This window comes from Nocardia jiangxiensis NBRC 101359 (genome assembly GCF_000308615.1).
Lineage (GTDB): Bacteria > Actinomycetota > Actinomycetes > Mycobacteriales > Mycobacteriaceae > Nocardia > Nocardia jiangxiensis.
The window spans coordinates 1-23792 of the sequence record NZ_BAGB01000157.1; the positions used below are offsets into that span (position 1 = coordinate 1).

At 62.8% G+C, this 23792-nt stretch carries 24 protein-coding genes; 4 read left to right on the forward strand and 20 right to left on the reverse strand.

Going from position 1 to position 23792, the window contains the following annotated elements; all coding sequences use genetic code 11:
- From ON40_RS37065 to ON40_RS37085, 5 genes are all read right to left on the reverse strand, one after another.
- The coding region (locus ON40_RS37065) for a TetR/AcrR family transcriptional regulator (RefSeq protein WP_157186669.1) at positions 1-451 on the reverse strand (451 nt) is incomplete at its 3' end.
- 175 nt (positions 452-626) lie between these two features.
- Positions 627-1049 (reverse strand): nuclear transport factor 2 family protein, encoded by a 423-nt coding sequence (locus ON40_RS37070; protein WP_040830035.1) that lies wholly within the window; start codon positions 1047-1049, stop codon positions 627-629.
- 78 nt (positions 1050-1127) lie between these two features.
- Complete coding sequence (locus ON40_RS37075) at positions 1128-1895, reverse strand: SDR family NAD(P)-dependent oxidoreductase (RefSeq protein WP_040830036.1); 768 nt, start codon at positions 1893-1895, stop codon at positions 1128-1130.
- A gap of 70 nt (positions 1896-1965) precedes the next feature.
- The gene (locus ON40_RS48755) at positions 1966-2304 is read right to left on the reverse strand and encodes an EthD family reductase (protein WP_051194155.1); all 339 of its coding nucleotides are present in this window, start codon (positions 2302-2304) and stop codon (positions 1966-1968) included.
- 60 nt (positions 2305-2364) lie between these two features.
- On the reverse strand, positions 2365-3132 hold the full coding sequence (locus ON40_RS37085) for an SDR family oxidoreductase (protein ID WP_157186670.1): 768 nt from the start codon (positions 3130-3132) through the stop codon (positions 2365-2367).
- Positions 3133-3477: 345 nt separating this feature from the next.
- Between ON40_RS37085 and ON40_RS48760 the strand changes: the two genes are divergently transcribed.
- The 3 genes from ON40_RS48760 (at position 3478) to ON40_RS37105 (ending at position 6088) form a co-directional block, all read left to right on the forward strand.
- The gene (locus tag ON40_RS48760; RefSeq protein ID WP_157186671.1) at positions 3478-4383 is read left to right on the forward strand and encodes a TetR/AcrR family transcriptional regulator; all 906 of its coding nucleotides are present in this window, start codon (positions 3478-3480) and stop codon (positions 4381-4383) included.
- Positions 4384-4534: 151 nt separating this feature from the next.
- Positions 4535-5161 carry a TetR/AcrR family transcriptional regulator gene (locus ON40_RS37100; RefSeq protein WP_051194157.1) on the forward strand — a complete coding sequence of 209 codons (627 nt, stop codon included), beginning with the start codon at positions 4535-4537 and terminating at the stop codon, positions 5159-5161.
- 492 nt (positions 5162-5653) lie between these two features.
- The gene (locus ON40_RS37105) at positions 5654-6088 is read left to right on the forward strand and encodes an SDR family oxidoreductase (protein WP_040830040.1); all 435 of its coding nucleotides are present in this window, start codon (positions 5654-5656) and stop codon (positions 6086-6088) included.
- Between the two features lie 19 nt (positions 6089-6107).
- On the opposite strand, the gene ON40_RS37110 is transcribed toward ON40_RS37105, so the two are convergent.
- Genes ON40_RS37110 through ON40_RS37125 form a run of 4 tightly spaced genes read right to left on the reverse strand, consistent with a single transcriptional unit; the run spans position 6108 to position 9848 of the window.
- A complete protein-coding gene (locus ON40_RS37110; RefSeq protein WP_040830041.1) occupies positions 6108-6863 on the reverse strand; it encodes an SDR family NAD(P)-dependent oxidoreductase in 756 nt (251 codons plus the stop codon).
- Positions 6864-6902: 39 nt separating this feature from the next.
- Positions 6903-8051, reverse strand: coding sequence for an acyl-CoA dehydrogenase family protein (locus ON40_RS37115; protein WP_040830068.1), 1149 nt, complete (start codon positions 8049-8051; stop codon positions 6903-6905).
- A 55-nt stretch (positions 8052-8106) separates the two neighbouring features.
- Entirely contained in the window at positions 8107-8844 is a 738-nt protein-coding gene (locus ON40_RS37120; RefSeq protein WP_174435108.1) for an SDR family NAD(P)-dependent oxidoreductase, read from the reverse strand.
- Complete coding sequence (locus ON40_RS37125; RefSeq protein WP_040830069.1) at positions 8841-9848, reverse strand: phosphotransferase family protein; 1008 nt, start codon at positions 9846-9848, stop codon at positions 8841-8843. Before ON40_RS37125 ends, ON40_RS37120 begins: the two co-directional genes overlap by 4 nt.
- A 518-nt stretch (positions 9849-10366) precedes the next feature.
- Between ON40_RS37125 and ON40_RS37130 the strand changes: the two genes are divergently transcribed.
- Positions 10367-11905, forward strand: a complete 1539-nt coding sequence (locus tag ON40_RS37130) for a long-chain-fatty-acid--CoA ligase (RefSeq protein ID WP_218008931.1) — start codon at positions 10367-10369, stop codon at positions 11903-11905.
- 137 nt (positions 11906-12042) lie between these two features.
- Here ON40_RS37130 and pntB read toward each other — a convergent pair whose 3' ends face one another.
- The 11 genes from pntB to ON40_RS37185 form a co-directional block, all read right to left on the reverse strand.
- A complete protein-coding gene (pntB, locus tag ON40_RS37135; protein ID WP_040830070.1) occupies positions 12043-13470 on the reverse strand; it encodes a Re/Si-specific NAD(P)(+) transhydrogenase subunit beta in 1428 nt (475 codons plus the stop codon).
- A 14-nt stretch (positions 13471-13484) separates the two neighbouring features.
- Positions 13485-15008: a Re/Si-specific NAD(P)(+) transhydrogenase subunit alpha gene (locus ON40_RS37140; protein ID WP_040830044.1), complete on the reverse strand. Its 1524-nt coding sequence runs from the start codon at positions 15006-15008 to the stop codon at positions 13485-13487.
- 82 nt (positions 15009-15090) lie between these two features.
- Positions 15091-15939, reverse strand: a complete 849-nt coding sequence (locus ON40_RS37145) for an acetoacetate decarboxylase family protein (protein WP_040830045.1) — start codon at positions 15937-15939, stop codon at positions 15091-15093.
- A 109-nt stretch (positions 15940-16048) separates the two neighbouring features.
- A complete protein-coding gene (locus ON40_RS37150) occupies positions 16049-16810 on the reverse strand; it encodes an SDR family NAD(P)-dependent oxidoreductase (RefSeq protein WP_051194159.1) in 762 nt (253 codons plus the stop codon).
- 25 nt (positions 16811-16835) lie between these two features.
- Positions 16836-17678 carry an SDR family oxidoreductase gene (locus ON40_RS37155; RefSeq protein ID WP_051194160.1) on the reverse strand — a complete coding sequence of 281 codons (843 nt, stop codon included), beginning with the start codon at positions 17676-17678 and terminating at the stop codon, positions 16836-16838.
- Positions 17679-17708: 30 nt separating this feature from the next.
- Positions 17709-19175 (reverse strand): APC family permease, encoded by a 1467-nt coding sequence (locus tag ON40_RS37160; RefSeq protein WP_051194161.1) that lies wholly within the window; start codon positions 19173-19175, stop codon positions 17709-17711.
- 52 nt (positions 19176-19227) lie between these two features.
- Positions 19228-19593, reverse strand: a complete 366-nt coding sequence (locus ON40_RS37165; RefSeq protein ID WP_040830046.1) for a Rid family hydrolase — start codon at positions 19591-19593, stop codon at positions 19228-19230.
- Between the two features lie 205 nt (positions 19594-19798).
- A complete protein-coding gene (locus tag ON40_RS37170) occupies positions 19799-20551 on the reverse strand; it encodes an SDR family NAD(P)-dependent oxidoreductase (protein WP_040830047.1) in 753 nt (250 codons plus the stop codon).
- Positions 20552-20598: 47 nt separating this feature from the next.
- On the reverse strand, positions 20599-21804 hold the full coding sequence (locus tag ON40_RS37175; protein WP_040830048.1) for a cytochrome P450: 1206 nt from the start codon (positions 21802-21804) through the stop codon (positions 20599-20601).
- Between the two features lie 39 nt (positions 21805-21843).
- Positions 21844-22290: a flavodoxin domain-containing protein gene (locus tag ON40_RS37180; protein WP_040830049.1), complete on the reverse strand. Its 447-nt coding sequence runs from the start codon at positions 22288-22290 to the stop codon at positions 21844-21846.
- A 64-nt stretch (positions 22291-22354) separates the two neighbouring features.
- Entirely contained in the window at positions 22355-23647 is a 1293-nt protein-coding gene (locus tag ON40_RS37185; RefSeq protein ID WP_040830050.1) for an FAD-dependent oxidoreductase, read from the reverse strand.
- Between the last annotated feature and the right edge of the window lie 145 nt (positions 23648-23792).

Consider the following 23792-nt stretch of genomic DNA (forward strand, 5'->3'; position numbering starts at 1 on the left):
CAGGTTCGATCTCACTCTTGTCCCGGGCGATCTGGCCGACATTCCACAGGATCACCGCACTGAGTTCCGATAGTCGCGGATCCTCGATCTGCGCGAGCACCCCGTCGATCCAGGCCCGAATCCGATCGCGCACGCCGGAGCACTTCGATACACGATGCCGCAGATAACTGTGCAGCGTCAGCAGCCCCTGCTCGTAGGTTGCCACGATCAGGTCGTCGCGACTGCGAAAATGCCGATAGAACGCCTGATTCGTCATCCCGGCCGCGCCGACGATCTCGGCGACCGTGGGCATCTCCGTACGCCCCTTGCGGACCATGACCTCTTCGGCGGTCCGGATCAATTTCTCCACTTCACCGTCGTAGAGCGCCTGTCGGGCCGGATTCGCAGCCCGGCGTAGATGACGCCCGCCGGAAAGCACCGATTCAGCGCCCTCCCTGCCGCCTCCGGTCACGCCAGCCACCCCCGATTTCAGAACCGCAGTTTCGAAATGATGTTCTTACTTTAACATCAGCAACACAACGGCTCATCGTCATGTGCCAGGTCGCGGTGGACGGGTTGATGGTCCACCTCCGTGACCGGATCGACGGAGGTGACCAACCGTGATCGCCGATGCGCGCCGATCTGGATCAGGCAGAAAGGTCGCCGAAGAACTCTTCGGCACCCGCCTGGTTCATGTCGCTGAACCAGCAATCGATGATCTTGCCGTCGGCGAACTTGTAGATGCCGAGGCGGTCGGTAATGAACTCCCGGTCCCCTTTGCGCCAGGTTTCCTTGATCAGGAGCGCGACACCGTCCTCACCGAGCAGCAATTCGGTGTTGTCGTACCCGACGAGCCATTCGTCGCAGTAGTTGGCCACCCGGGTCACCCAGTTGTCGACGAAATCCTGTTTGCTGGCGTACTCACCGGACAGTGGGCCGCGTCCACCCATGTGGACCTTCACATCGTCGGAGTAGAAGGCCCATCCCGCCTCGTGGTCACCGCGGTCCCATGCCTCGTGGTACTCGTGGATCAGCTCGGCAACAGTCTTCTCTTCAGTGCTCTGTCCCATCAGGAACCCCTTTCAATATGTTCGATTCAGGTTTGGAAGTCGCCTCGGGCGTGCTCACCCGACGTGGCAGAGAGCAGGTCACATACCGCTCGTGAGACCACCGTCGATGACGAGGTTCGATCCGGTCATCCAGGCCGCGTCGTCGGAGGCGAGATAGGCGAACCCACCGGCGATGTCGCTCGTCTGGCCGAAACGACCGAGCGGGTGCAGGGCAAGGGCCCCCGCGCGCGCCGCATCCGGATCCGCTTGGTCCGCGAAGTAGCCCTCGATCATCCCTGTCGCGGTGAACCCCGGCGAGATGCAGTTCGACCGAATATTGTCGGGGGCGCCCGACTGGGCCATGCATTGAGTCAGCATGATGACTCCGGCTTTCGAGACGCAGTACGCGGCGTTGTCCGCGATGGCGCGCAGGGCTGCGACGGACGCGGTGTTCAGAATGCAGCCGCCACCGCGGGCCTTGAGGTGTGGCCAAGCCGCATGGGATACCAGATAGACACTCTTGAGGTTACTGGCCAGCTCGCTGTCCCAGTCCTCCTCCGACAGTTCGTGCGCTGCCCCGTAGATGTCGACACCCGCGATGTTGACCACGATGTCGAGGCCGCCCCGGCTCGCGACGACATCGTTTACCGCATGCTCCACCTCGAGGCGATTCGTTACATCGACCACGATCCCGATCGCCTTGCCGCCGTCCGCCACGATGGACTCGACGGTAGCGTCCACCTTGTCTGCGCATCGGTCGGCAACCGCAACCATTGCGCCTTCCTGCGCGAAGCGGCGCGCAGTTTCGCGCCCGATCCCGGACCCGGCGCCGGTGACGAGTGCCTCTTTGCCCTCGAGTCTTCTCACTGGTAACTCCTTACTGCTGTTGATGCCGATGCCCGTCCGCTACGGCCGGTGGAAGGACCGCAGCACGAGCTCAGGCGACGGGGACTTCCTGCTCCTCGCCCAGACCCATTTCGAGGGTGACGCCGAACCGATCGATCAGGGCGCCGGCGTCCTCACGCATTGCCGTCCACTGTGTGGAGGCGCTGCACTTCTCGAGCTCTTCCTGGCTGTCGAAGATCAGCTCGGCGACGCGGTAATACGGCGGCTCCCCGCCGTCCTCGGACTTTCCATCGGTCTTGGTCAGCACCAGCCGTTTGAGGTACGGAAGGTTTGCCGCCACAGGGACATGATCTTCGATGTAGTACCTCTCGAACTCGGCTTCGTCTTCGGCCTTGGGCGCCGACCAGGTGGCAACGAGCTTGTAGGACATGGTGATCTCTCCTTCGATGTGGTGTTGATCGCGACTTTGCTGTGCGATCCGGGGATGCGGTCAGCCGGCAAGCGTGCTTGCGCCATCCAGAACGATGGTCTGGCCTTGCAGCATGGCGGCGCCGGGCGAGGCGAGGAACCGGACGACTTCGACGATGTCGTCCAGACCCACGGCCCGCCCCGACGGACTCCGGCGCGCTGCCTCGGCGAGGCGCTGCTCATAGTCGTTCGGGAAGATATCGCGGAAGGCCGCGGTGTCTTGCGCGGTCGGCGACACCACGTTCGCCCGTGCACCGATCGCGGCGAGCTCGACCGCCAGGTACCGAACGAACGCCTCGGCCATCGCCTTGGGCGCTCCCACAGACGCATAGTCCTTCAGGGCGATACGCGCACCTCTGCTCGACAGATAAACCACCGAGCTTCCAGCGCCGAGGAGCGGCCGGACCGCCTGGACGGCGTAGAGGAACGACATCGCGTTGACATCGACCGCCTGACGGAACGCCTCCGGATCGGCGTCCAGCAGCGGGCCGCTGACGGTCTTGACAGCGCAATGGACGACTGTGTCCAACTTGTCGACTTCCGCGGAAACCAACTTCGCGATCTCGGCCGCCCCTTCCGGTGAGGCGATATTCCCGCGCAGAAGGACTGCGCGCCCGCCCTTCTCCTGGACCAGACGCTGAGTCTCCTGTGCTTCTTCGTCCGGACCGAGGTAGTTCACCAGGATCGTCGACCCCGGCTCCGTCAGTCCCACCGCGATGGCGCGGCCGATACCGCGACTACCCCCGAGAACCAAGACACCCATGGCGACTCCATCTTCTTTGACGATCACATGCCGGACCTGCGGCTTGAACAGGACTTCGGCCGAGTCGCGCCCGTCGAGAAACGAGCCGCGCCGCGCGGGCGCTACCCGGACTCTCCGATGTCTACGCGCCGGCCGCTGTACGAACTAACGTACGTTAGGGCCTCGATTTTGGGAAGCCTTTGAAGCAAACTTCTGTGAACTCAGCCACACGACAGAAGGGGCTCGCGGCGCGCAGCGCGTGACGTGAGGCGCTGACCTGCGACATCCCGATCGCATCCCCAACCTTCCCCACCGCAGTCGCGGATGACGAGAAGTTTGACCAAGGTGCGCGAGGCGCGAGAGACGACGTACGCAAGGTGCGCCAGGGTGCACATGGCGTACAAGATCATCCATGTACACTTACTTACGAACATTCGTTCGGTCCGCAGGCTACGGCTCACGATGCCGATGGACGAGGGATCCGCAACCATGTCCGGCTTTGCCACCCCTATCGAGAGGCCCACTGTGACGACCGCCGACCTGGAGACTTCCAGCGCGTCAGATGCTGAGCGGCCGACGGCGGCGAGGCCGCAGCCTTACCTCGATCGAATCGATCTGGACGGCGTACGTGAACGAGACTCGCTCTACGACACCTCGACCGCACGAGCGAGGCTGCTGAAAGCGGCAATCGAACTGTTCGCCGATCGCGGCTACGACGCGGTATCCATACGCGACCTCGCCGCCGCTGTGGGAGTGCGTCCGCCCACCATCTACAGCCACTACGACTCGAAGCTCGATCTCCTTGTCGCAGCCGCGGATTGGGGTCTCAGCGACTTCCTCATTTCAGTGCTCGAGGATCTGCCGCCCACGACGCCGCATGGTCGACTGTTCGAAATCATCTACCGTCACTCGCTGTACCGCACCGAACATCCCATAGGAGCAAACGCGAACGACAAGGTCATCGACCGCGACTTTATCGCTCGCGTCCTTCCGGACGAGGGTCGCCGGATAACCACCGCGCTCGCGGAGTACACCCACATCGTCGGTGAGCTGCTGACCGAATCCGTCGGGGCAGACGACACGGTTTCCAACCCCGTGCGCGTTCATTCGATCCTCAACCTCGCCAACCTGTCCGCATCCTGGTACCGGTCCGCCGGCGAACTCGGCCCGCACGACATCGCCGGACAGACTTGCGTGCTCGTAGCACGAATGATCCAGATGCCCGTCGACGCGATACCGCCCCTACCTGCAGCACCGCAGGCGCACGGAACGGTACCGAACCGGATAGTCCGACCATAGGTGACCGGTGCCATCATCGGCCGGCGGATGACCTTCGACCGGTAACATTCATGCGGATAATACTGGCAGCGGTCACAGGAAGCGTGTCGAACGAACGATGAACTCATCCCCACGGATACGTGCGGCTCGGCAGCTGCGTGAGCATCTCGACATGTTCGATTGGTCGGGACAGACGCCAGGCCGCCGCCTGATTCTCGATACCTTCCTCAAACTTGCGACGTCCAAAGGCTACTCGGCCGTCACCATGCGGATGCTGGGTAAAGAGATCGACGTCAAGGCGCCCAGCATCTACTCCCATTTTCCAGGAGGGCGCGACGAGATAGTCGTTGAGACTCTTCGCTGGCACTATTACTGTTTCGGTGCCGAATTGCTCGAATCAATCGACGGGGTGCGTGATGCGGACGAGGCCTGGGCTGCAATAGTGCGCCTGTATGTGCAGTTCCAAGTGGAGCGTCCGGAAAGCCACTTCTGGGACCTGCTCGTCGAGTCCGACCGGATCGGCAGCTTTCTGCCACCCGAAATCCGCGAAGAGATAGCGCACTGGTTGCGACTGTGTTCACAACTTCTGGAAGCCACTGCGAAAGAGCTGGGATGCGCCGACCCTGAGTTGTCCGTGCGAGTCGTTCTCACCGTCCTCGAGGGCTCGAATTTGTGGGCCGACTGGGACGGAACGGCCGAATCCACGGAGAGAAGTGTCGCGCAAGCAAACGCGATCACCAGGTCGATAATCGAGCTCGACCTCAGTACTTCACTTCGGACTCCGGCCAAGGTGGAGTAGCTGTACCCGGGCTTGAAGCGCCTCGTGGTGCACTTCTCGTTCCCTCGGGTGTTGTGCCGACCGAGGGCCGACCGCAGAAGCCCACCGCGTCGAAAGATCGACAAGGCGCTGCGGTCCGCCCCGACACCGGCTCTGGCTGATGCACCGGCTCGGCCGCAAACGACCGATCGAGTTCGAAGCCGACTACTATGCGAACCCGACTCAGCGACCGGCTGGAGACAGATAGCCGGGCGGGCACGAAATATCCGGGGACTCGAATCGATGTTGTTCGACAATATTGCGGACGTGTCCAACTCCTGGAATCTCGACCTCCACCACTCCTCGTCGGCGAGCAGTCTCGGTCCATTGTCGGCGTAATAGTCGAAAATCGATGCGGCTAGCTCTATTCGCTCTTACTCTGCCTGATGGGTTTGCCCATCTCGATTGCTGCGGTCTGTGCAAGTTCGCTCATACAGCATCCCGGCAGGAAACCGGCCCTGGCCGCCCGAAGAGATGCGGACCTTCGAAGAGACCTGTAAGGACCGTTGGGACGAATTCAGCCGAGTGAAGCTGGGTTTCGGTATCGACGAGGAGTACGAGCGCGAAACCTTCAGCGTCTCCGCCGAAGAGCGGGAGGCCATCTTCGAGGCCGCGTGGCAAGGAACCAAGGATGTCGACCTACGAGACAACGCTGTCTGTCCGTCGATGGTCGAAACACCGATGGCGCATCGGATCTTTCGAACTGCCGGTCGCAAGGAGACGTACGAAGCCATGGTGCCATCGGGGCGCCTCGCCCGACCAGAAGAAGTAGCGGCCGCGGTTGCGCACCTGTCGTCGGACGAGGCTGGTTACGTCAACGGTGCGAGCTATTCGATCGACGGTGGATCCGGAGTCGGATACTACAAGGGTCCCGCTGCAGACCAGATTCAAAGCGATGGCACGGTGTGAGGTGCAGGAAGCAGGGGGATCAGAGCTTGGCGCCACCGTCGACATACAGCGTCTGCCCGGTGATGTAGGAGGCCTCGTCGCTGGCAAGAAACGTGACCGCGGCCGCGATGTCCTCCGGTTTGCCCACCCGTCGCACGGGGTTGGCCTCTGCATTGGCTTTGCGGAATTCCACCGGGTCCATCCCGAGACGCTGTGCGGTGGCATCGGTCATCTCGGTGGCAATGAAGCCCGGTGCAACGGCGTTGGCGGTGACACCGAATGGGCCGAACTCGATGGCGAGCGTCCGGACGAACCCCTGGATGCCCATCTTGGCCGCCGAGTAGTTGGCCTGCCCGCGATTGCCCAGCGCGGACGTGCTCGAAATGCAGATGACCTTGCCGTATTTCTGTTCCACGAAGGCTTTCTGGGCTGCGCGGGTCATCAAGAACGCCCCGCGCAAGTGGACGTTCATCACCGTGTCCCAGTCGGTGCTCGTCATCTTGAACAGCAGGTTGTCTCGCGTAACGCCTGCGTTGTTTACCAGTACGTGCAGCCCGCCGAACTCGCGTACAACCTGCTCCACCGCCGCCTGCGCCGATGACTCGTCGCCGACATCGCACGCGATGCCGATCGCTTTCGACGCACCGAGTTCAGCCGCGGCCAGCGCTGCGGTGTGTGCGTCGAGATCGAGAAGAGCGACGGCGGCGCCCTCCGCGGCAAACCGCTGTGCGGTGCTGAAGCCGATACCCCGCGCTCCGCCGGTGACGACAACTACCTGCTGGTCGAATCTGCCCATGAGACAGGCACCTTTCATGGTTCGGGTGAAGCGGATGATTCACAAGCCGAGATCGCGGCCGATGAGTTCCTTCATGATTTCGTTGGTCCCCGCCCAGATCTTCGTGATCCGGGCGTCTTTCCAGGCGCGCGCGACGCGGTATTCGTTCATGAACCCATAACCGCCGTGCAGCTGGAGGCAATGGTCGAGCACCCGGTTCTGGATGTCGGATGTCCACCACTTCACCTTCGCGGCATCGGTGGGCGTCAGGTCGTCGGTGCAGTGTGCCAGGACGCACTGATCAACGTAGGCCTGGGTGACCTCGACCTGCGTGTAGAGCTCGGCGAAAAGGAACTTGTTGTGCTGGAAGGACCCGATGCTCGCACCGAATGCCTTGCGTTGCATCGCATATGCGAGTGTCTCGTCGAGGATCTGACGCGCGTGGGCGAGGTTGGAGACCGCGGCGTTCAATCGTTCCTGCGGCAGATTTTTCATCATGTGGATGAACCCGCCCTCGGCTTCACCCACGACATCGTCGACGGACAGTCGGACGTCATTGAAGAACAACTCGGCGGTGTCGGACTGCGGTTGCCCCACTTTGTCGAGTTTGCGGCCCCTGCCGAAGCCATCAGCCGTCGCGGGAACTGCGAAGAGGGTTATTCCCCGCGCACCCTTCTTCGCCGGGTCCGTGCGTACCGCAGTCAGAACGAGGTCGGCGGACGAGCCGTTGGTGATGAATGTCTTGGCCCCGTTGATGATCCAGTCGTCACCATCACGGACGGCTTTCGTCTCGAGCGCCGCCAGATCCGAGCCGCCGGACGGTTCGGTCATTCCGATGGCTGTCACGATGTGGCCCGATGCCACGCCCGGGAGCCAGCGTTGTTTTTGCTCCGGAGTGGTCAAGTCGACCAGATAGGGAGCCACGATGTCGACGTGGATCCCCATACAGGACGGAAGCGAAGCATTGACCTTCGAAAGCTCCTCCGTGAGAACAGCATTGAACCGGTAGTCATCGGCCCCCGCTCCGCCGTACTCCTCCGGAATACACAGCCCGAGCAGTCCCTGCTTGCCCGCGTCCAACCAGAAATCGCGTGGCAGCCCTTTGTCCGCGTCGTGCTCTTCCACGTGCGGAATCACCGAACGCTCGAGAAAGGCCCGCACAGATGCGCGGAACGCCTCATGGTCCTCGTTATAGATCGAACGCTTCACGACGCCCTCCTGGATGGTCACACCGATCGCTCGGCGGTAGATCGAGCCGGCACGACTAGGCGGTGTAGCCCGTCGTTCCTCGCCGGGCCACCACGATGCGGTTGATGACCGAGTTTGCCGACAGATTCATGAGCATCATGACCACATTCACCACGTCACTGACGGGGATCATTTCCGTCGTGGGGATCCGATCGCTGACGTAGGCCGCCATGTCGGTGTCGACATAGGCCGGAGCGATGGAAGTGGCGCAGATGCCGTTAGCGGATTCCTCGAGGCTCACCGTCTCGAGAAACGAGATCAAGGCGGCCTTGGTCGCACCGTAGACAGCAAGGCCGTGTTCGGCGTACACCCCGGTGATGGAAGACAGTCCGATGATTTTCGCGCCTCGGACCGGATCGGCCGCGGCAGCGGAGCGGAGCAACGGCAGTGCGTGCTGGACGAGCCTCATCGCGGAGGTCAGGTTGACCTGAACCGTCTTCTGCACACGTCGCATCGGAAACGTCGCAACGTCTCCCCCGGTGCCGACGCCTGCGTTGACCACCAAGGCGTCCATCGAGGAGAAGTGCTCGCCGTGCAACTCCACCAAACCCGCCAGCGCATCCTCATCGGCCAGGTCGACCGCCTCGAACACCACTTGCGGTGAGCCTGCGGCCAGCAATTCGTGCCGGAGAATTTCCAGGTCCGACGCCGTGCGTGAGGTAATTGTCAACTCGACACCGGCGGTAGCCAGACCGAAGGCGATACCCCGACCGATACCACGTGATGCACCTGTCACCAGCGCACTCACCATCAGAACACTCCTAACGTTTCGAGGCTCTGCTCGAGTAGTGGTGCGACTGCCGAAACCGCGTCGCGGAACCCGTCGCCCGTGACCGCCCCCGCGCGATAGCGGTGATCGATCCCAGCCGCGATCACCGCAATCTTGAAGTAGGCCAAGGAGAGATGGAACTCCCAGTTCGTGATGCTCGCCCCGCCCGACAATTCGTAGCGAGCAAGCAGCGCCTCGGGCGATGGCAATCGAGCGCTGGTCCACGCCGACGGGAACCCCATGATCAGATCGAGGGCTGGGTGCCGGTAGGCACACATCATGGCGACGTCGGCGATCGGGTCACCGATTGTCGACAACTCCCAGTCGAGGACGGCCGCAACACGGACGGGACTGGACTGCAATTCCAGCATTGTGTTGTCGATTCGGTAGTCGCCGTGGACGATCGAGCTTCGGGTTTGGTCTGGGACCGCGGCGGCGAGCCGATTGCGGATGGCAGCGGCCAGCGAGTCGAGGTGAGGAACAGCTGGTGAGACGAGTTCCCATTGACTGCCCCACCGACGCAGCTGTCGATCCGCGTAGCCGGACGCTCTTCCGAACGAGTCGAGGCCCACAGCGGCGTGATCGACTCGATGCAGCGATGCCAAGGTCTCGACAACGGCGCGAATCGCGCTCGCTGTCGTCGTATCGTCCAGTGCGGCCAGGTCGACTTGCGACTGGACGCTAGTGCCGTATACGAAGTCGACGACGGTGAAGGGTAGACCGATCACCCGCTCGTCCTCGCACAACAGAATCGGTCGCGCTACCGGAACATCCGTATCGGACAGTGCTTTCATCACTCGGAACTCCCGAGCGACATCATGCGCCGAGGGCGTGCGGCCGGCGCGCGGAGGCATCCGCACCACCCAGCTCGCGCGCCCGTCGCTGAGCCGATAGGTCAGATTGGAACGGCCACCTGCGATCTGGGTGCAATGCAGGGGAGCTCCGACTTCCACTCCTGCGGTGCGCATCAACTCGGCAATGCCCTGCATCTCGCCGGGGAGTAGTTCGTTCACCTCCGACCGCCGTTGTCCGGATCGCTGGCACCGAGCCCGCCGCACATCTGGGTTGCACGGTCGACAACGCGGTGAAAAGTCTCGGCTACAAGGGTTTTGGCGATTGATGTCGACATCTGGCCGGATGCGGCCGGCGCACCGGATGTCCCGCCCTGCTCGCGCAGGACACGGGATTCGGCTGCAATCGTGGGCGATCGCCGCATCGCAGCACCTTTCTCATTGTGGGGTTCAACGTCGCAGGCTCTGGTGGCGCCCTGCTCGACGCGGTAGGCTAACTAACGTTCGTAAGGTCAATTTACGGCTCGATTGTCTCGATGTCAACGGTTGCTAACGAACGATTGTTAGTGTGGTCTATGTTACCGGAGACGCCGGGTGGTCAGGCGTCCGATCCGCCTCCCCGGTTGAACACCCCCTCCTCGGAAGCGGCGCTCTCGAATGAGCCCGCTCGAATCGAAAGGTCCTCCATGACAAAGGGTTTGATGATGCACGGCCGGATGACCGTCGCCGGCATTGCGGAGCGGGCGGAGGCATGCTTCGGGCACAATGCTGTGTCAGAACGGACCTCCGACGGAGTCCGTGTCAGCACTTACGCCGAGACCGTCGGCCGAGCACGTCGACTGGGGTCGGCCCTGGTCGAGATGGGAGTGAAGCCGGGGGACCGAGTTGCGACGTTCGGCTGGAACAGCACTCGCCATTTCGAGCTCTATCTGGCGGTCCCAGGGATCGGTGCGGTGCTGCACACTCTGAATATCCGGCTGCACGAAAACGATCTCACCTACATCGCCCAGCATGCGGGAGACACGGTCGTTTTCGTGGACGCAGAACTGGCGTCGTCCTTGCCGCATCTTCCCGGCGTCCGTCTGGAAGTCATCATGAACGGCGACGACCTGTCACGGCCGGGCGCGCTCGGCTACGAAGAACTTCTCGCCACCGGTGACCCCGACTACCGATTTCCCGAGGTGGACGAGAATGCCGCCGCGGCAATGTGTTACACGAGTGGGACGACGGGGCGTCCCAAGGGCGTGCTGTACTCGCAGCGATCCATCGCCTTGTATTCGCTGATGGCAAACCAGCCCGACGCATTCGGAATCGCAGAGTCGGACGCAGTACTACCCGTGGTGCCGATGTTCCACGCGAACGCGTGGGGCCTGCCGTACATCGCCGCGATGAGCGGCGCACGACTCGTGCTGCCGGGTCCGTCGCCGACGGCCCGCGACCTCGCCGATCTGATTGCGGCCGAGCATGTCTCGGTCGCGGCAGCGGTTCCAACCATCTGGCAGGCGGTGCATGCGCTGGAGGATCCAGTGGACCTGAGCTCCCTGCGCGAGGCCATCTGCGGCGGAGCGCCGGTGCCCGAGAGCCTCATCCGACGTTTCGACGATCGCTTCGGCGTTCCGATCGTCCAAGGCTGGGGTATGACGGAAACGAGCCCGCTGGCTCTGATTTCCAGGCCTGCTGCGCAACCGGGACGGTCGATCGACCAAACGTATTCGCTGCGCGCGACGCAAGGGCAACCGCTCGCGTTCGTCGGAGCGCGTATTGCGGGCGAGGAGCGCGAGTTGCAGGTCAGCGGGCCTACTGTCGCCTCGAGCTACTACGACCGGGACAGCACCGACAGTTTCACCGACGACAAGTGGCTGCGTACCGGGGACGTCGCCGAGCTCGTGGAAGGCCAGTATTTCCGGCTTCTGGACCGCACGAAGGACCTGGTGAAATCCGGCGGCGAGTGGATATCGTCGGTGGCGCTCGAATCCGCGGTTCTGTTTCATCCCGACGTGGCCGACGCCGCTGTCGTTGCGATCGCAGACGAGCGCTGGGGAGAGCGACCGTGCATGTTCATCGTCACCGAGGATCGTGCGCAGCTCGACAAGCAAGCCGTGCTGGAGTTTCTGCGACCGAAGTTCGAATCCTGGTGGATGCCCGACCGCATCGAGTTCGTCGCAGAAATTCCCAAGACATCGGTCGGAAAGATCGACAAAGTCGCGCTGCGCGGGCGCGCTGCACAGTTGGCGCAACCCGATTCAGCCCAGTGAATCGAACTGACCGCGCGGCACGAGGGTGAGGACGGATTTCAGCGTGGTGGGAGGCCCCCACATAGCGGAGGGCCTCCCACCTTCAGCCACGCAGTTCGGGCCGGTGGACCGATCGGGTGGATACCGCCATGAGCGGCTCACACCGGAAGGGCGCGCAGAATATCCTCGATTCGGTCTTTGGCGTCGCCGAAAAGCATTGCGCTGTTGTCCCGGAAGAACAGCGGATTCTGCACACCCGCGTAGCCCGGGGCCATCGACCGTTTGAAGACGATCACATTGTCGGCTTCCCAGACCGTGAGCACCGGCATACCGGCGATAGGGCTCGCCGGATCCTCGGATGCGGCAGGATTGACGGTGTCGTTGGCGCCGATGACCAGGACGACCGAGGTATCCGCGAATTCTTCGTTGATCTCGTCCATTTCGAGCACGATGTCGTATGGAACCCTGGCCTCGGCGAGTAGCACGTTCATGTGGCCCGGCAGGCGACCCGCGACCGGGTGGATTCCGAAGCGCGCGTTGACGCCTTTCTCGCGGAGCCTGCGAGTCAGCTCGGCCACGCCGTATTGCGCTTGCGCCACCGCCATTCCGTATCCCGGGGTGACGATGACCGAGTCGGCGTCGGCGAGCAGTGCGGCCACTTGGTCTGCATTGATCTCACGGTGTTCGCCGTAGTCTTTGGTCTCGGCGGCGGTGGCCTCGACGCCGAACCCACCCGCGATGACCGAGACGAACGAGCGGTTCATCGCCTTGCACATGATGTAGCTCAAGTAGGCGCCGGAGGAACCGACCAGTGCACCGGTGATGATGAGAAGGTCGTTTTCGAGCAGGAAGCCCGAGGCAGCCGCGGCCCAACCCGAGTACGAGTTGAGCATCGACACAACGACGGGCATATCTCCGCCGCCGATGGAGGCGACAAGGTGCCAGCCCAGCAGCAGTGCGAGCACGGTGACGACGACCAGTTGCCAGAGCTGCGGCGCGGTCACGAACCACACGGTGAGAACCACGAAGCCAACCAGTGCACCGATGTTGAGCAGGTTCTTGCCGGGCAGCATCAGCGGGCTCGATCTGATCCGCGCCGACAGCTTGAGGTTGGCGACGATCGAGCCGGCGAAGGTGACCGCACCGATGAAGATTCCGATGAAAACCTCGGCCGAATGGATGCCGAGCAGCCCTGCGGAATCGAGTCGAAGGGCCTCGTGACCTGCCGGATCCGCCTCGACGTGAAGGTAGCCGTTCCATCCGACGAGTACCGCGGCCAGGCCGACGAAGGAGTGCAGCAACGCGATCAGCTCGGGCATGCCGGTCATCTCGACGATGCGAGCCCGCCACAGACCGATGGCGGCGCCGATGACGCTTGCGCCCAGCAGCAGGCCCAGGCCCGAAGGCTCGATGTCGTGGTCGGCCGCAAGCACGACGGTGGCGGCGAGTGCTATGCCCATGCCGGCAATGCCGAAGTAGTTGCCGAGCTTCGCCGACTCGTGCTTGGACAGACCCGCGAGCGCGAGGATGAACAGTAGAGCGGCAACGAGATATGCCGACTTCGCGGCGCTGTCGATGGTGAGGATGTTGGTCACGACGCTCAGCTCCTGGAGAACATGGCAAGCATGCGGCGAGTCACCGCGAAGCCACCGAAGACGTTGACGGCGGCCAGGAGGATCGCCACCGCCGAAAGCGCCGTGATCACGTTGTCCCGCTGACCGATCTGAAGCAGCGCACCGACCACGATGATGCCGGAGATCGCATTGGTCACCGACATCAGTGGCGTGTGCAGCGCATGATGCACGTGCCCGATCACGTAGTAACCGATGACGATCGCGAGCGCGAACACCGTGAGGTGAACCCGCAGTGCCGCAGGCGAAATCGCGATCAGCACGAACAGCGCCACAGCCCCGATGCCCACCCGGGTGAGTTTCGCGCCCTGTGTAGCCGGCTTCTCGGCCGCCTTCTCGACGGGGACGGGCGCGGAGGAGGCGGCGGGGGCCGCCGAGACCTGTACCGGTGGCGGAGGCCACGCCGGCTCGCCGTCCCGGACCACTGTGATGGAACGCTGAACCACGTCCTCCCAGTCGAGGACGAGTCCGCCGTCCTTCTCCGGGGTCATCAGCTTCAGCAGGTTCACCAGGTTGGTGCCGTAAAGCTGCGAAGCCTGGGTCGGGAGGCGGCCCGCGAGGTCGGTGTAGCCGATGATCGTGACGCCGTTGCCGGTCGTCACGGCCTCGTCGCGGACCGTGCCCTCGACGTTGCCACCGTTCTGAGCCGCCATATCGACGATGACGCTGCCGGGTTTCATGCTGGCGACCATGTCGGAAGTGATCAGGGTCGGCGCGGGGCGTCCGGGAATCAGCGCGGTTGTGATGATGATGTCGACTTCCTGGACTTGCTCGGCATACAGAGCTGCTGCACGGGAGTTGTAGTCATCGGACATCTCCTTGGCATAGCCGGTCGCCGACACTTCGACGTCGGCGGATTCGACCGACAGGTACTCACCGCCGACCGAGCGCACCTGGTCGGCGACCTCGGGGCGCGGGTCGGTCGCGTAGACGATCGCACCGAGACTGCCCGCGGTACCGATCGCGGTCAGGCCGGCGACGCCGGCACCCGCGACCAGCACCTTTGCCGGCGGCACCTTGCCCGCCGCGGTGACCTGTCCGGTGAAGAAGCGGCCGAAGACGTGGGCGGCCTCGACGACCGCGCGATAGCCGGCGATGTTCGCCATGGAGGACAGCACGTCGAGGGACTGCGCGCGACTGATCCGCGGGACCGCATCCATCGACAGCGCCGTGATCGGGCGTAGGGACAGCTCCTGCACCACCGCCTCGTCGAGCCGTGGGTTGAGCATGGCGACGAGCGTGGTCCCGGACTTCAGCGAGTCGAGCTGCCCCGTGGTCGGGGTGTTGACGCCGAAGACGATATCGGCGGCCTCGACCGTGCCGACCGTCGCACCTGCCCCGGCGTACGCCGCATCGGAGAAGCCGGCCAACTCGCCGGCACCGGGCTCTACGACAACCTCGTACCCGAGCTTGCGCAGCTGCGCCACCGTAGTAGGCGTCGCCGACACCCGTGTCTCACCGACTCGTGCCTCCCTGAGGACTCCGATTCGCATGAAAATCTCCCTTTCGTATCAGCGATCGGCGCCCCCCTCAGGGCGCCGATCGCATCACCGCTGTCGGGTCGAACCGCACCCGCTACGGCGCGGGCAACACCGGCGGTTGGTTGAGCTGGTCCTGTCCCCTCCACCGCTTGGTGATCGGATAGAGGGTGGGATCGTCATAGCTGCGGCCCCACAGGAATCGCGAATAGACGTTGTCGGGATCCTCGAGGTCGATCTGGCGACCGAGAGGGTTGGTAATCGCATAATTCGCGTAGTGAGCATCGCCGGTCGACGAGATCGGAATCGACCAGACCGGATCCCACGGAGCCGCACCCCATGTGATCGAGCCGGTGCCGACTCGGTAAGTGCTGTAGTCCAGGCCGACGTCCCAGATATTGAGGCGCGGCGGGTACTCGAGCCCACTGCCGTTCGAGCCCGGGAACATCTTGATATCGAATCCGTGGGTGTTGACCACCTTCGGCGCCTGCTCTTCGCCGGTGATCTCCGCTTCGAGCTCGAAAACGGTATGACCGAGACGTTCGGACGTCCCGAAGAAGCTCACACCGTCCTTGTAGATGCGCGACGTACCGAATTTCTTCGTCTCACCCCAGAGCTCGCGGCCGATGATGACGGGAAGCTCGCCGGAGATGAGCTGAATAAGGTGCCAGAAGCCCTCTACGCCCTCATAGGTAGCGTGGAGTGCGACGATCGCGCAATCCATCGGGCCGCAGTACGCACCGTCGAACTGGGCAATCTCGGCGTATGCCTTCGCGGTTCCGGCCGCTTTGTCTCCGATCGGCTCGAATACCGGCGGGAGGTTCTCGCGGGCGAACTCCCACGTCGTCTCGAAATCGACAACCAGCTCCTCACCGACGAACCTCGATGGGGCCAGGAAGTTTTCGATGTTGCGGACTTCCTCTTCAGTCCTGACGAAACCTCGCATGAGCCTTCCTTTCTCTTGAGTCTAACTAATGTTCGTTAGTCTACTGATAGCGGGTTTGTCCCCTGCATTCGAACAGGTATCAGGGTTGCGTTGTTGCCGGTGCCGAGGCTCAGGCGCCGCGATAAGAGCCGACTGTCGATCCCCCGTCGAGGGCGTAGACGACGCCATTCGCGTAGGTCGATCCCGCCACGAAATGGCGGACTACGGCCGCGACATCCTGGGGGGTTGCGAATCTTCCCAGCGGGATGACACTGCGGTAGAAATCCTCGGTCCCTTCCGGTGAATCGGCGAGGATACGACGAGCCATCGGAGTCTCGACGTAACCAGGGCAGACGACGTTGCTGCGCACACCGTCGCGCCCGTGATCGACGGCCATGGCGCGAACGACACCGATGACACCGTGCTTGGCGGCGATGTAGCCGACACAGTCCTCGAACCCGTTGGTGCCGGCATCGGAAGCGATCGCGGTGAACGATCCGGCGGTTGCCTTCAGCGAGGCGATGACTGCGCGTGCGGTCAAGAACGTGCCGGTCAAATTGACGTTCAAGCTCCGCTGCCAATTCTCGATATCGGAAGTCTCGACCGTTCCGGCACCCTCGATGCCCGCACAGGCGACAGCGGCCGAAACCGTTCCGAGGGTCTTCTCCCCTGCTGTGACGACCCGATCGAGCTCGCCGGGTCGGGCGATGTCTGCGACCTGTGCGTGCACGGCCGCGCCCACCGGAGCCGTCAGGGCTTGCGTTTCACGCAGGGAAGCCTCGAAGATGTCGGTCAGGATCAGGTTGTGCGTCGCGGCAAGTTCGACAGCGACTGCTCGCCCGATACCGCCGCCGGCACCGGTGACCAATGCGGCCGGTCGCGATGTCGTCATGTGCGTTTCCTCCTCGATTTACCGGTCAGAGTCCGTAGGACTCGGCAATCACTTGTTCCAGTTCCTCGGGCTTCCATTCGTGCTTTCGAGTGGCGAGGTCGGTCTCGTCTTTCAGACCGACGGCGATGCGAATCGGCGGGCGGTCCATCTCCAGGAGGTCACCAACAGCGGTGCACAGCATCCCGACATCCGCGGTGGCGTCGCGCTCCTCTTTTTCCATCAGGGCAAGCGCATTGGCGAAGTCCTGACGATAGAACGATCCTTCTCCGGCACCCTTGATCACCACTCGTCCCGAGGTGAATTCAGTCCTGAACGAGCCCGGCTCGACGATCGTCGCTTTTACTCCGGTTTTTCGCAGTTCGAGACGCAGTGACTCCACGTATCCCTCCAGTGCGAATTTGCTCGCCGCGTAGAACCCTTGAAATGGAATGCCGAAGACGCCGGCGATCGATCCGACCACGATGATCGAGGATGTGGATCGCTGTCGAAGTGACGGCAGCGCGGCCCGGCAGACTCGGTGAACTCCGAAGAAGTTCGTATCGAACTGGAGCTGGGCTTCGTCGATCGTGGTGTCCTCGATACTTCCGGCAAGACCCATACCCGCATTGCAGATCACTGCGTCGAGGACTCCCTCGCGGGAAATGATCGTGTCGATCGCCGCGGCAACACTCGCGTCGTCCGTGACGTCCATCGGGATCAGAGAGAAGGCGCCGTACGCGTTTCGTTGTCCGTCGGCCCGTCTGGATGTTCCGTACACCCGGTATCCGGCCTCCTGAAGGTGGGTAGCGATCGACAGGCCCAACCCCGAACTCGCGCCGGTTACCAGTACCACCTTCGCGCTCCGCGGCGCGTCAGTGTGCTTCATCATCGTTCCTTCCGTCGAAATTGTGCTCGAGGTTCACGCTGTATCGCGGCCGATCCGGGCGTACGTATCGGGCTTGCTGCGCTTGTAGACGACGGCCAGCACAACGCCCAGCGCGAAGACGCCGTAAAGGATCAGGATCAACAGCGTCGCCAGGCCCCGCCCGCCACTGATCAGAATGGTGAAACTTGTGGTGCCGAGGATGAGGCCGACCAGAAGTCCCGCCGCCGCGAGGGCCGGGGCGATGACCGTCCGCCACCTACTCGATTCGAGCGCGCGCCTTCTGGCGAAGTAGCCGATCACGGCAATGCTCGCGAGGAACAGCAGGATCAGCATGCTGTAGCCCCCGATTCCCGAGAGGAGGACGTAGACCCTCGAAGGGCTCACGCCTACCGACAGTGCGGCCAGGATGACGATCACCGAAATGACGCTGGTTACGATGGAGGCCACATACGGCGATCCGTGCTTGGCATGGACTCGGCTCAGCACGGCCGGGAAGACTCGGTCGACGCTCAACGAGTACATGTAGCGGGCAGCGACATTATGGATCGACAGAACCGCGGCGAAGATACTGGTACACAGCAGCGCCGTCACGACCTCCTCGATCGTATGGCCGAGAATGCTGCCCAGCGCGCCCATCGCGGTGCCGACAGGGTCGGCAGCTGTCTTGTGGATGACCGTCGAAGGGCCGACAGCAACGACGAGAGCCCAGGTGGTGACCGCGTAGAGCACCGTGAGAACGAGCACCGCGATATAGGTCGCACGCGGGATCGTCTTCTCCGGGTCGCGAGCTTCCTCACGGAAGATCGCCGTCGCTTCGAACCCGCCGAAACACAGGAAGCCGAAGAGCACCGCGAGCCCCAGATTGCCCGAGAAAATGTTGTGCGGACTGAAAGGGGTCACGGTGTTTCCCTCAGCACCTCCGGTCGCAAACGTCACGAGGTTGAACGCCACGATGACCACGACCTCCACGCACAGCAGAACGGTGAGAACTTTCGCCGACAACGAGATTTCGAAGTAGCCGAGGACGGCCACGACGACGACCAGCACGAGTGCGAGGATCCATTCGGACATGTCGGGGCCATGGAAGGTCTGTGTGATCAGCTGATCGAGTCCGATTCCGCCGTAGACGTACGAGCAGGAAAGTATCGCGAGGTAGGTGAGCAGGGCGAGGAACGACGCTCCCAGGCCGAGCGGTTTGCCGAGTCCCGCGGTGATGTAGGCGTAGAAACCGCCCGGGTTGGGCAGGTGCCGGCCCATCGCGGTGAAACCGACCGTGAACAGCAACAGAACCACGCCGGCGACGATGAACATCACTGGTGCGGCCAAGGTGTTGCCCGAGCCGATGATCACCGGAGAGAAGCCCACGAAGCCGGCGAATGGCCCGTTGAACGCGAGGACGGTGAAGACGATATCGAATGTGCCCAACTTGCCGGTGAGTTTTCGGGTCGGCCGGTCAGGATCGAGCGAGGCGGTACCGCCGTGCTCCGCGGTTGTGCTCATGGATCGTTTCTTTCTGTGATCGTTCTTGTCTCGTGATGGGGACCGCGGCGTCCTAGTCGGGCAGCTCGGCAATGGCTGAGATCTCGATGATCGCTCCGTCGACAGCCAGATTGGTGACGCCCACGGCCGTCCATGCCGGGTAGGGCGGTCCGAACAGAGCAGCCTTGGCCGGCAGAAACCAGATATTGGCTTCGGCGATGCTGCCGACATGGAATGTGTGCAGGCTGGTGACGTCGGCGAAGGTACATCCGGCTTCGGCGAGGACTTCTCCGAGAGCTTCGAGGGCGAGTCGACCCTGCGTGGCGGGGTCTTCCGGCACGTCTCCGGTCGCATAGAGCCCGAGCTGTCCGGAAACGAACAGATACCCACCGGCGATATGGCCGGGCGCGAATCCGTAGGTTGGACCGTCACCGGCCATGCGGGCAGGAACTACATCCCGGTGTGCTGTCATATTATCGCTCATTCCTCAACCGCTTTCAGCCACAACATTTTCTGGTATTCGACGCCTCGTAGCCGAATGGCTCCGGCCGCTGCCGAATATTGCGATGCCCGTATATCGGTGGTCATATGTGCACTCCTGAGTGGAGAATCGTGTAATGGTGCACGAAGGTCGCGAGTAGGGGTTATTGCGCGGTGTATCCGCCGTCGACGACATATTGCGCCCCCGTGACGAACGACGCCCGGTCCGAAAGCAGAAAAGTGATGACCTGAGCGACCTCTTCCGGTGTGCCGAACCTGCCGAGCGGGTGCTGCTCGACAGCATTCGCGTGCTGTTCATCGGAGAGAATGTCATTCAGGGTTGTTTCGATATATCCCGGATGCACCGAGTTGACTCGGATACCACGCGGGGCATAGGTCAATGCCGTCGACTTCGTCAACCCGGTCACCGCATGCTTCGCGGTGACATACGGAGTCTCGGTCGGCAGGGCAACCAAGCCCAGGATCGACGACACGTTGACGATCGAACCACCGCCGGCCTCGAGCATCGCCGGAATTTCGTAGTACATACCGTACGTCACCCCGTGCAGGTTCACATCCATGAGTGACCGGTAGTCCTCCAGACTGATTTCCGCGAGCGGTTCGGACGGACCATTGATGCCCGCGTTGTTCACGGCAAGGTGCAACGCGCCGTAGGTATCGACAGCGGCAGCCACCGCTGCTTTCATCTGATTCGAGTCGCCTACGTCTGCCGCAACGGCGATCGCTCGCCCTCCCGCAGCCACGATCGCATCGGCAACGGATCCAGCAGCCCCTTCCCTGAGGTCGACCACGACAACCGATGCCTGCTCCGCCGCCAACTGTACGGCCACGGCTCTTCCGATTCCTGAGGCGGCACCCGTGACAAGCGCAATTTTCCCCTCGAACTCCGGACTCATGTTCTCTCCTTGGAATAAACAGCTTCTGCCCGACTGTCGGCAGATGCTTACAAGAGCCTGATCGGAAGCTTGAAATAGGCACGCGCACGGTCGGTGTTGGCGAGTGTGGGCTCACCGACCAGTTCGACCCGTTCGTAACGCTCGGCGATCGTGGTGAAGATCGTCGCTGCCTCGGCTCGGGAAATCACCTGGCCTGCGCAGCCGTGCGCGCCGATTCCGAAGGTGAGGTTCTGGCTGGTCTCCGGCGGGCGGGTGTAGTCGAACTGGTGGGGGTTGTGGAATACCTCCGGATCGCGGTTTGCAGCGGCGATCATGAAGCGAACTCGTGACTGGGCGGGTATCGCAACGCCATGGATCTCGATATCCTCGGTCGGAAAACGCGCGAGCGACAACTCCGGCGGATACAGACGGAGGATCTCGTTGACGATGGCATTGCGGGCTGCAGGCTGCTGCTTGTATGCCTCGAATACCGCAGGGTCGCGAGCGAAGACTTCGAGTCCGCTGGCGACGAGGTAGCCAGGGCTCTGGTGGCCGGCTCCGTAGAAGAGCACGATCGTCTGCAGCATCTCGTCGGCAGTGATCTCGCCGCGTTCGTGCGCGTCGACGAGTGCGTCCGCCATGCCGTCGCCGGCATCCGAGCGTTTTTGCGCGAGCATGCCCGAGACGCGCTCGGTGAGGAACTCCCAGGCCTTTCGGCCCAACTCGTCCTCTTCCGGGGTCGCGACCGGCGAGAGCGCCGTCATTGCGTCGAACATCGCCTTGAACACCGAGTCCACGTCGTAGTCGGGAAGCTGGAGCACCCGGCACATCGTGGCATGGGTCGGAACGATTCCCAGTTCACGGTGTCCGTCGATGACCTGTCCATCGGCGAGTCGATCGAGGATCGCGCCGGTGACCTCGGCTGTGATTTTTGCCCAGTTCTTCACCAGTTTGGGTGTGAACCACCTGTTGGTGTGACGCCGAAGCTCGGTGTGGCGTGGCGGGTCGATCGCAGCGATTGTTGCGCTCATCGCGCTGGTGACCTGGCCCGGCCCGACGTCGACCCACCCTGGTTCTTCGATGCTCATGCACGACAGATTCGCGAACTTGATCACGTCCGCGTAGCGAGAGACAACATAGGTGCCCTGAGAATCCTGAAAGATCGGGTGATCCCGCCGTGCAGTCTCGTACCAGGGATAGGGATTCTCGCGAAATGCCGGATCCGTCAGCGGCAGAGGCTCCGGCCGCGCCGTGTGGGTGGTATCGGTCGTCATTCGAATTTGCTCCTTGGAACTTCTGGATCAGGTGAGGCGTCAGACGTACTCGAGGATTTGCTTCACCCATGAACCCGACACGTCGGTGATCGAGCGCCCACTGGCCGCGTCGTGTTTACCTGTTTCTCCGATTTGTGTGGCGCCGAGCTCGGTCGCTGCCCGCACCAAAGTGACGATGGCGTTGTTGTAAGTCTCGAAGGTGCTGTCACCCAGACCGAACGCCGCGAACCGTAGGCCCGAAAGATCCGGCTCGGCCTCGGTGAGCGCTCCGTGAAACGGCGCCGTTGTCTCCGGCAGCTCACCCTCGCCGTACGTGGAGGTGATCAGGACGACCACGGTTTCGTTCGCCAGATCCGCGACCTTGTACTCGTCCATGGCGACAATGTCGACGTCGACTCCTGCGTCGCCGAGCGCCTCGGCTATGTCATCCGCTGCCATCTCGGAGTTGCCGGTCTCGGTGCCGTAAAGAATCGTGATCCTGCTCATGACTACTTCCTTCAAGAGTTCCGATGAAGAACGGGTGACATCTGACGAAACGCTGTGGTGTCGTTCACGAACCCACTGGTCGCTCCTCCGGCGGTTGCCCTGAGGCAATCGCGCACATGGTTACGAGGTCGGCAACCTTCTTCCGGACCCGATGCGGTGGTGCCGAGGTGCACTCGAACGCGTCGATCAACCGCCAATCGTGAAACCCGACGACACGGCGGGCGATCGAGTCCTGCACAGCGGCGAACCCGGGCTTTCCGACCGTCACTCGTGCGGCGATGTCGTCAACGAGTTTCTTCGCGTCGCGGCGCATCTGCGGCATGGCCCCACTCGAGCCCGCCAGCCAGCCCGCGCGGTAGACGTGCGCACCCGACCAGTCCTCTCCCGGCACCGTCGCGTCCGGGTCCGCAGCATGGGCAAAGCCGATGGCCGTAACAACGGTATCGACTTCGAAGTCCTCTTCAGCCCCACATCCGGACCCGTTGCAGACGGTCACGGCCGTTGTTCCGGCTCGACTGACGATTCGCACAGGCACAACCTCGAAGTGGAACGTCACCCGGGTCCGAGTCATGGGAGCGGCAACTGTCGAATCGGGCGCCGCCGCCGATGCCGTCATCAGCAGCTCCACAACAGCGTGGTCGCCGCCATCGTCGATCCCGTGTGCCGCAATGTCGATGTTCGGCAGCGCACACAGTTCGCGGAGCATCGCGATGTCGAACTTTGCCTCGTGTGCCGGCGATCGACCGAAGACGTCGATTGTACGGATAGGCGCTGGACGCAGTTCTGCAAGAACATCGTCGTCGATGTCCGATCCGACAAGACCGTCCGCGCGCTTGACAAGCATCCGCAGAACGTCGATCGCGACATTGCCGTTGCCGACAACGGCCAGGCGTTCGCCGAGACGCACGTGCCTTCCCTGTGCGTTCCTCGGCAGCGTGTCCCCGGGAAATCCGTTCAGCGCTCGGACGAGCGCTCCCGCCCCGATTACCCGAGCCGCTGGATCCTGTACGACGTCCAGTGCGCGGTCGTCGCGCAGGCCGGTGGCGAGCACAACGACATCGAAGTGCTCCGCGACGAACTCGAAGTCGAGGTCGCGTCCGATGGTTACGTTGCCGGCGAACCTGACGGACTCACGCTCGAAGAGCCGGTCGAATTGGCGAGTCACCGCCTTCGTTCCCTGATGATCTGCGGCCACACCGTAGCGAACAAGTCCATACGGCGCAGGCAACGCCTCGAAGATGGTGATCTCGGCTTGCGCCCACTTCTTGCGAAGAAACTGCGCGGTGTAGCAGCCCGCGGGGCCGCTACCGATTATGGCGATCGTGGGCTGCAGTCGATCCGAGGCACCCGCGGACATCACGACTCCTATCCCTCTTGTGGTCTCGATCACGCGAACTAACGTACGTTAGTTCGCGCCGAATGTCACTAACTAACGTACGTAAGGCCGATGTCGGCAGCGTCTCTCGCTTGTTTCATCTCTGTGACACCGAGATCCGCGGCGG

Bases quoted from the DNA above. Each gene is read 5' to 3' on its own strand.
- ON40_RS37070 (WP_040830035.1), bottom strand. From the start codon at position 1,049: ATGGGACAGAGCACTGAAGAGAAGACTGTTGCCGAGCTGATCCACGAG.
- ON40_RS37170 (WP_040830047.1), bottom strand. From the start codon at position 20,551: ATGAGTCCGGAGTTCGAGGGGAAAATTGCGCTTGTCACGGGTGCCGCC.
- ON40_RS37125 (WP_040830069.1), bottom strand. From the start codon at position 9,848: ATGCAGGGCATTGCCGAGTTGATGCGCACCGCAGGAGTGGAAGTCGGA.
- ON40_RS37185 (WP_040830050.1), bottom strand. From the start codon at position 23,647: ATGTCCGCGGGTGCCTCGGATCGACTGCAGCCCACGATCGCCATAATC.
- ON40_RS48755 (WP_051194155.1), bottom strand. From the start codon at position 2,304: ATGTCCTACAAGCTCGTTGCCACCTGGTCGGCGCCCAAGGCCGAAGAC.
- ON40_RS37110 (WP_040830041.1), bottom strand. From the start codon at position 6,863: ATGGGCAGATTCGACCAGCAGGTAGTTGTCGTCACCGGCGGAGCGCGG.
- ON40_RS37165 (WP_040830046.1), bottom strand. From the start codon at position 19,593: ATGGCCGGTGACGGTCCAACCTACGGATTCGCGCCCGGCCATATCGCC.
- ON40_RS48760 (WP_157186671.1), top strand. From the start codon at position 3,478: ATGGCGTACAAGATCATCCATGTACACTTACTTACGAACATTCGTTCG.
- ON40_RS37100 (WP_051194157.1), top strand. From the start codon at position 4,535: ATGTTCGATTGGTCGGGACAGACGCCAGGCCGCCGCCTGATTCTCGAT.
- ON40_RS37145 (WP_040830045.1), bottom strand. From the start codon at position 15,939: ATGCGAGGTTTCGTCAGGACTGAAGAGGAAGTCCGCAACATCGAAAAC.
- ON40_RS37180 (WP_040830049.1), bottom strand. From the start codon at position 22,290: ATGAGCAGGATCACGATTCTTTACGGCACCGAGACCGGCAACTCCGAG.
- ON40_RS37130 (WP_218008931.1), top strand. From the start codon at position 10,367: ATGACCGTCGCCGGCATTGCGGAGCGGGCGGAGGCATGCTTCGGGCAC.
- ON40_RS37150 (WP_051194159.1), bottom strand. From the start codon at position 16,810: ATGACGACATCGCGACCGGCCGCATTGGTCACCGGTGCCGGCGGCGGT.
- ON40_RS37140 (WP_040830044.1), bottom strand. From the start codon at position 15,008: ATGCGAATCGGAGTCCTCAGGGAGGCACGAGTCGGTGAGACACGGGTG.
- ON40_RS37175 (WP_040830048.1), bottom strand. From the start codon at position 21,804: ATGACGACCGATACCACCCACACGGCGCGGCCGGAGCCTCTGCCGCTG.
- ON40_RS37160 (WP_051194161.1), bottom strand. From the start codon at position 19,175: ATGAGCACAACCGCGGAGCACGGCGGTACCGCCTCGCTCGATCCTGAC.
- ON40_RS37105 (WP_040830040.1), top strand. From the start codon at position 5,654: ATGCGGACCTTCGAAGAGACCTGTAAGGACCGTTGGGACGAATTCAGC.
- ON40_RS37155 (WP_051194160.1), bottom strand. From the start codon at position 17,678: ATGATGAAGCACACTGACGCGCCGCGGAGCGCGAAGGTGGTACTGGTA.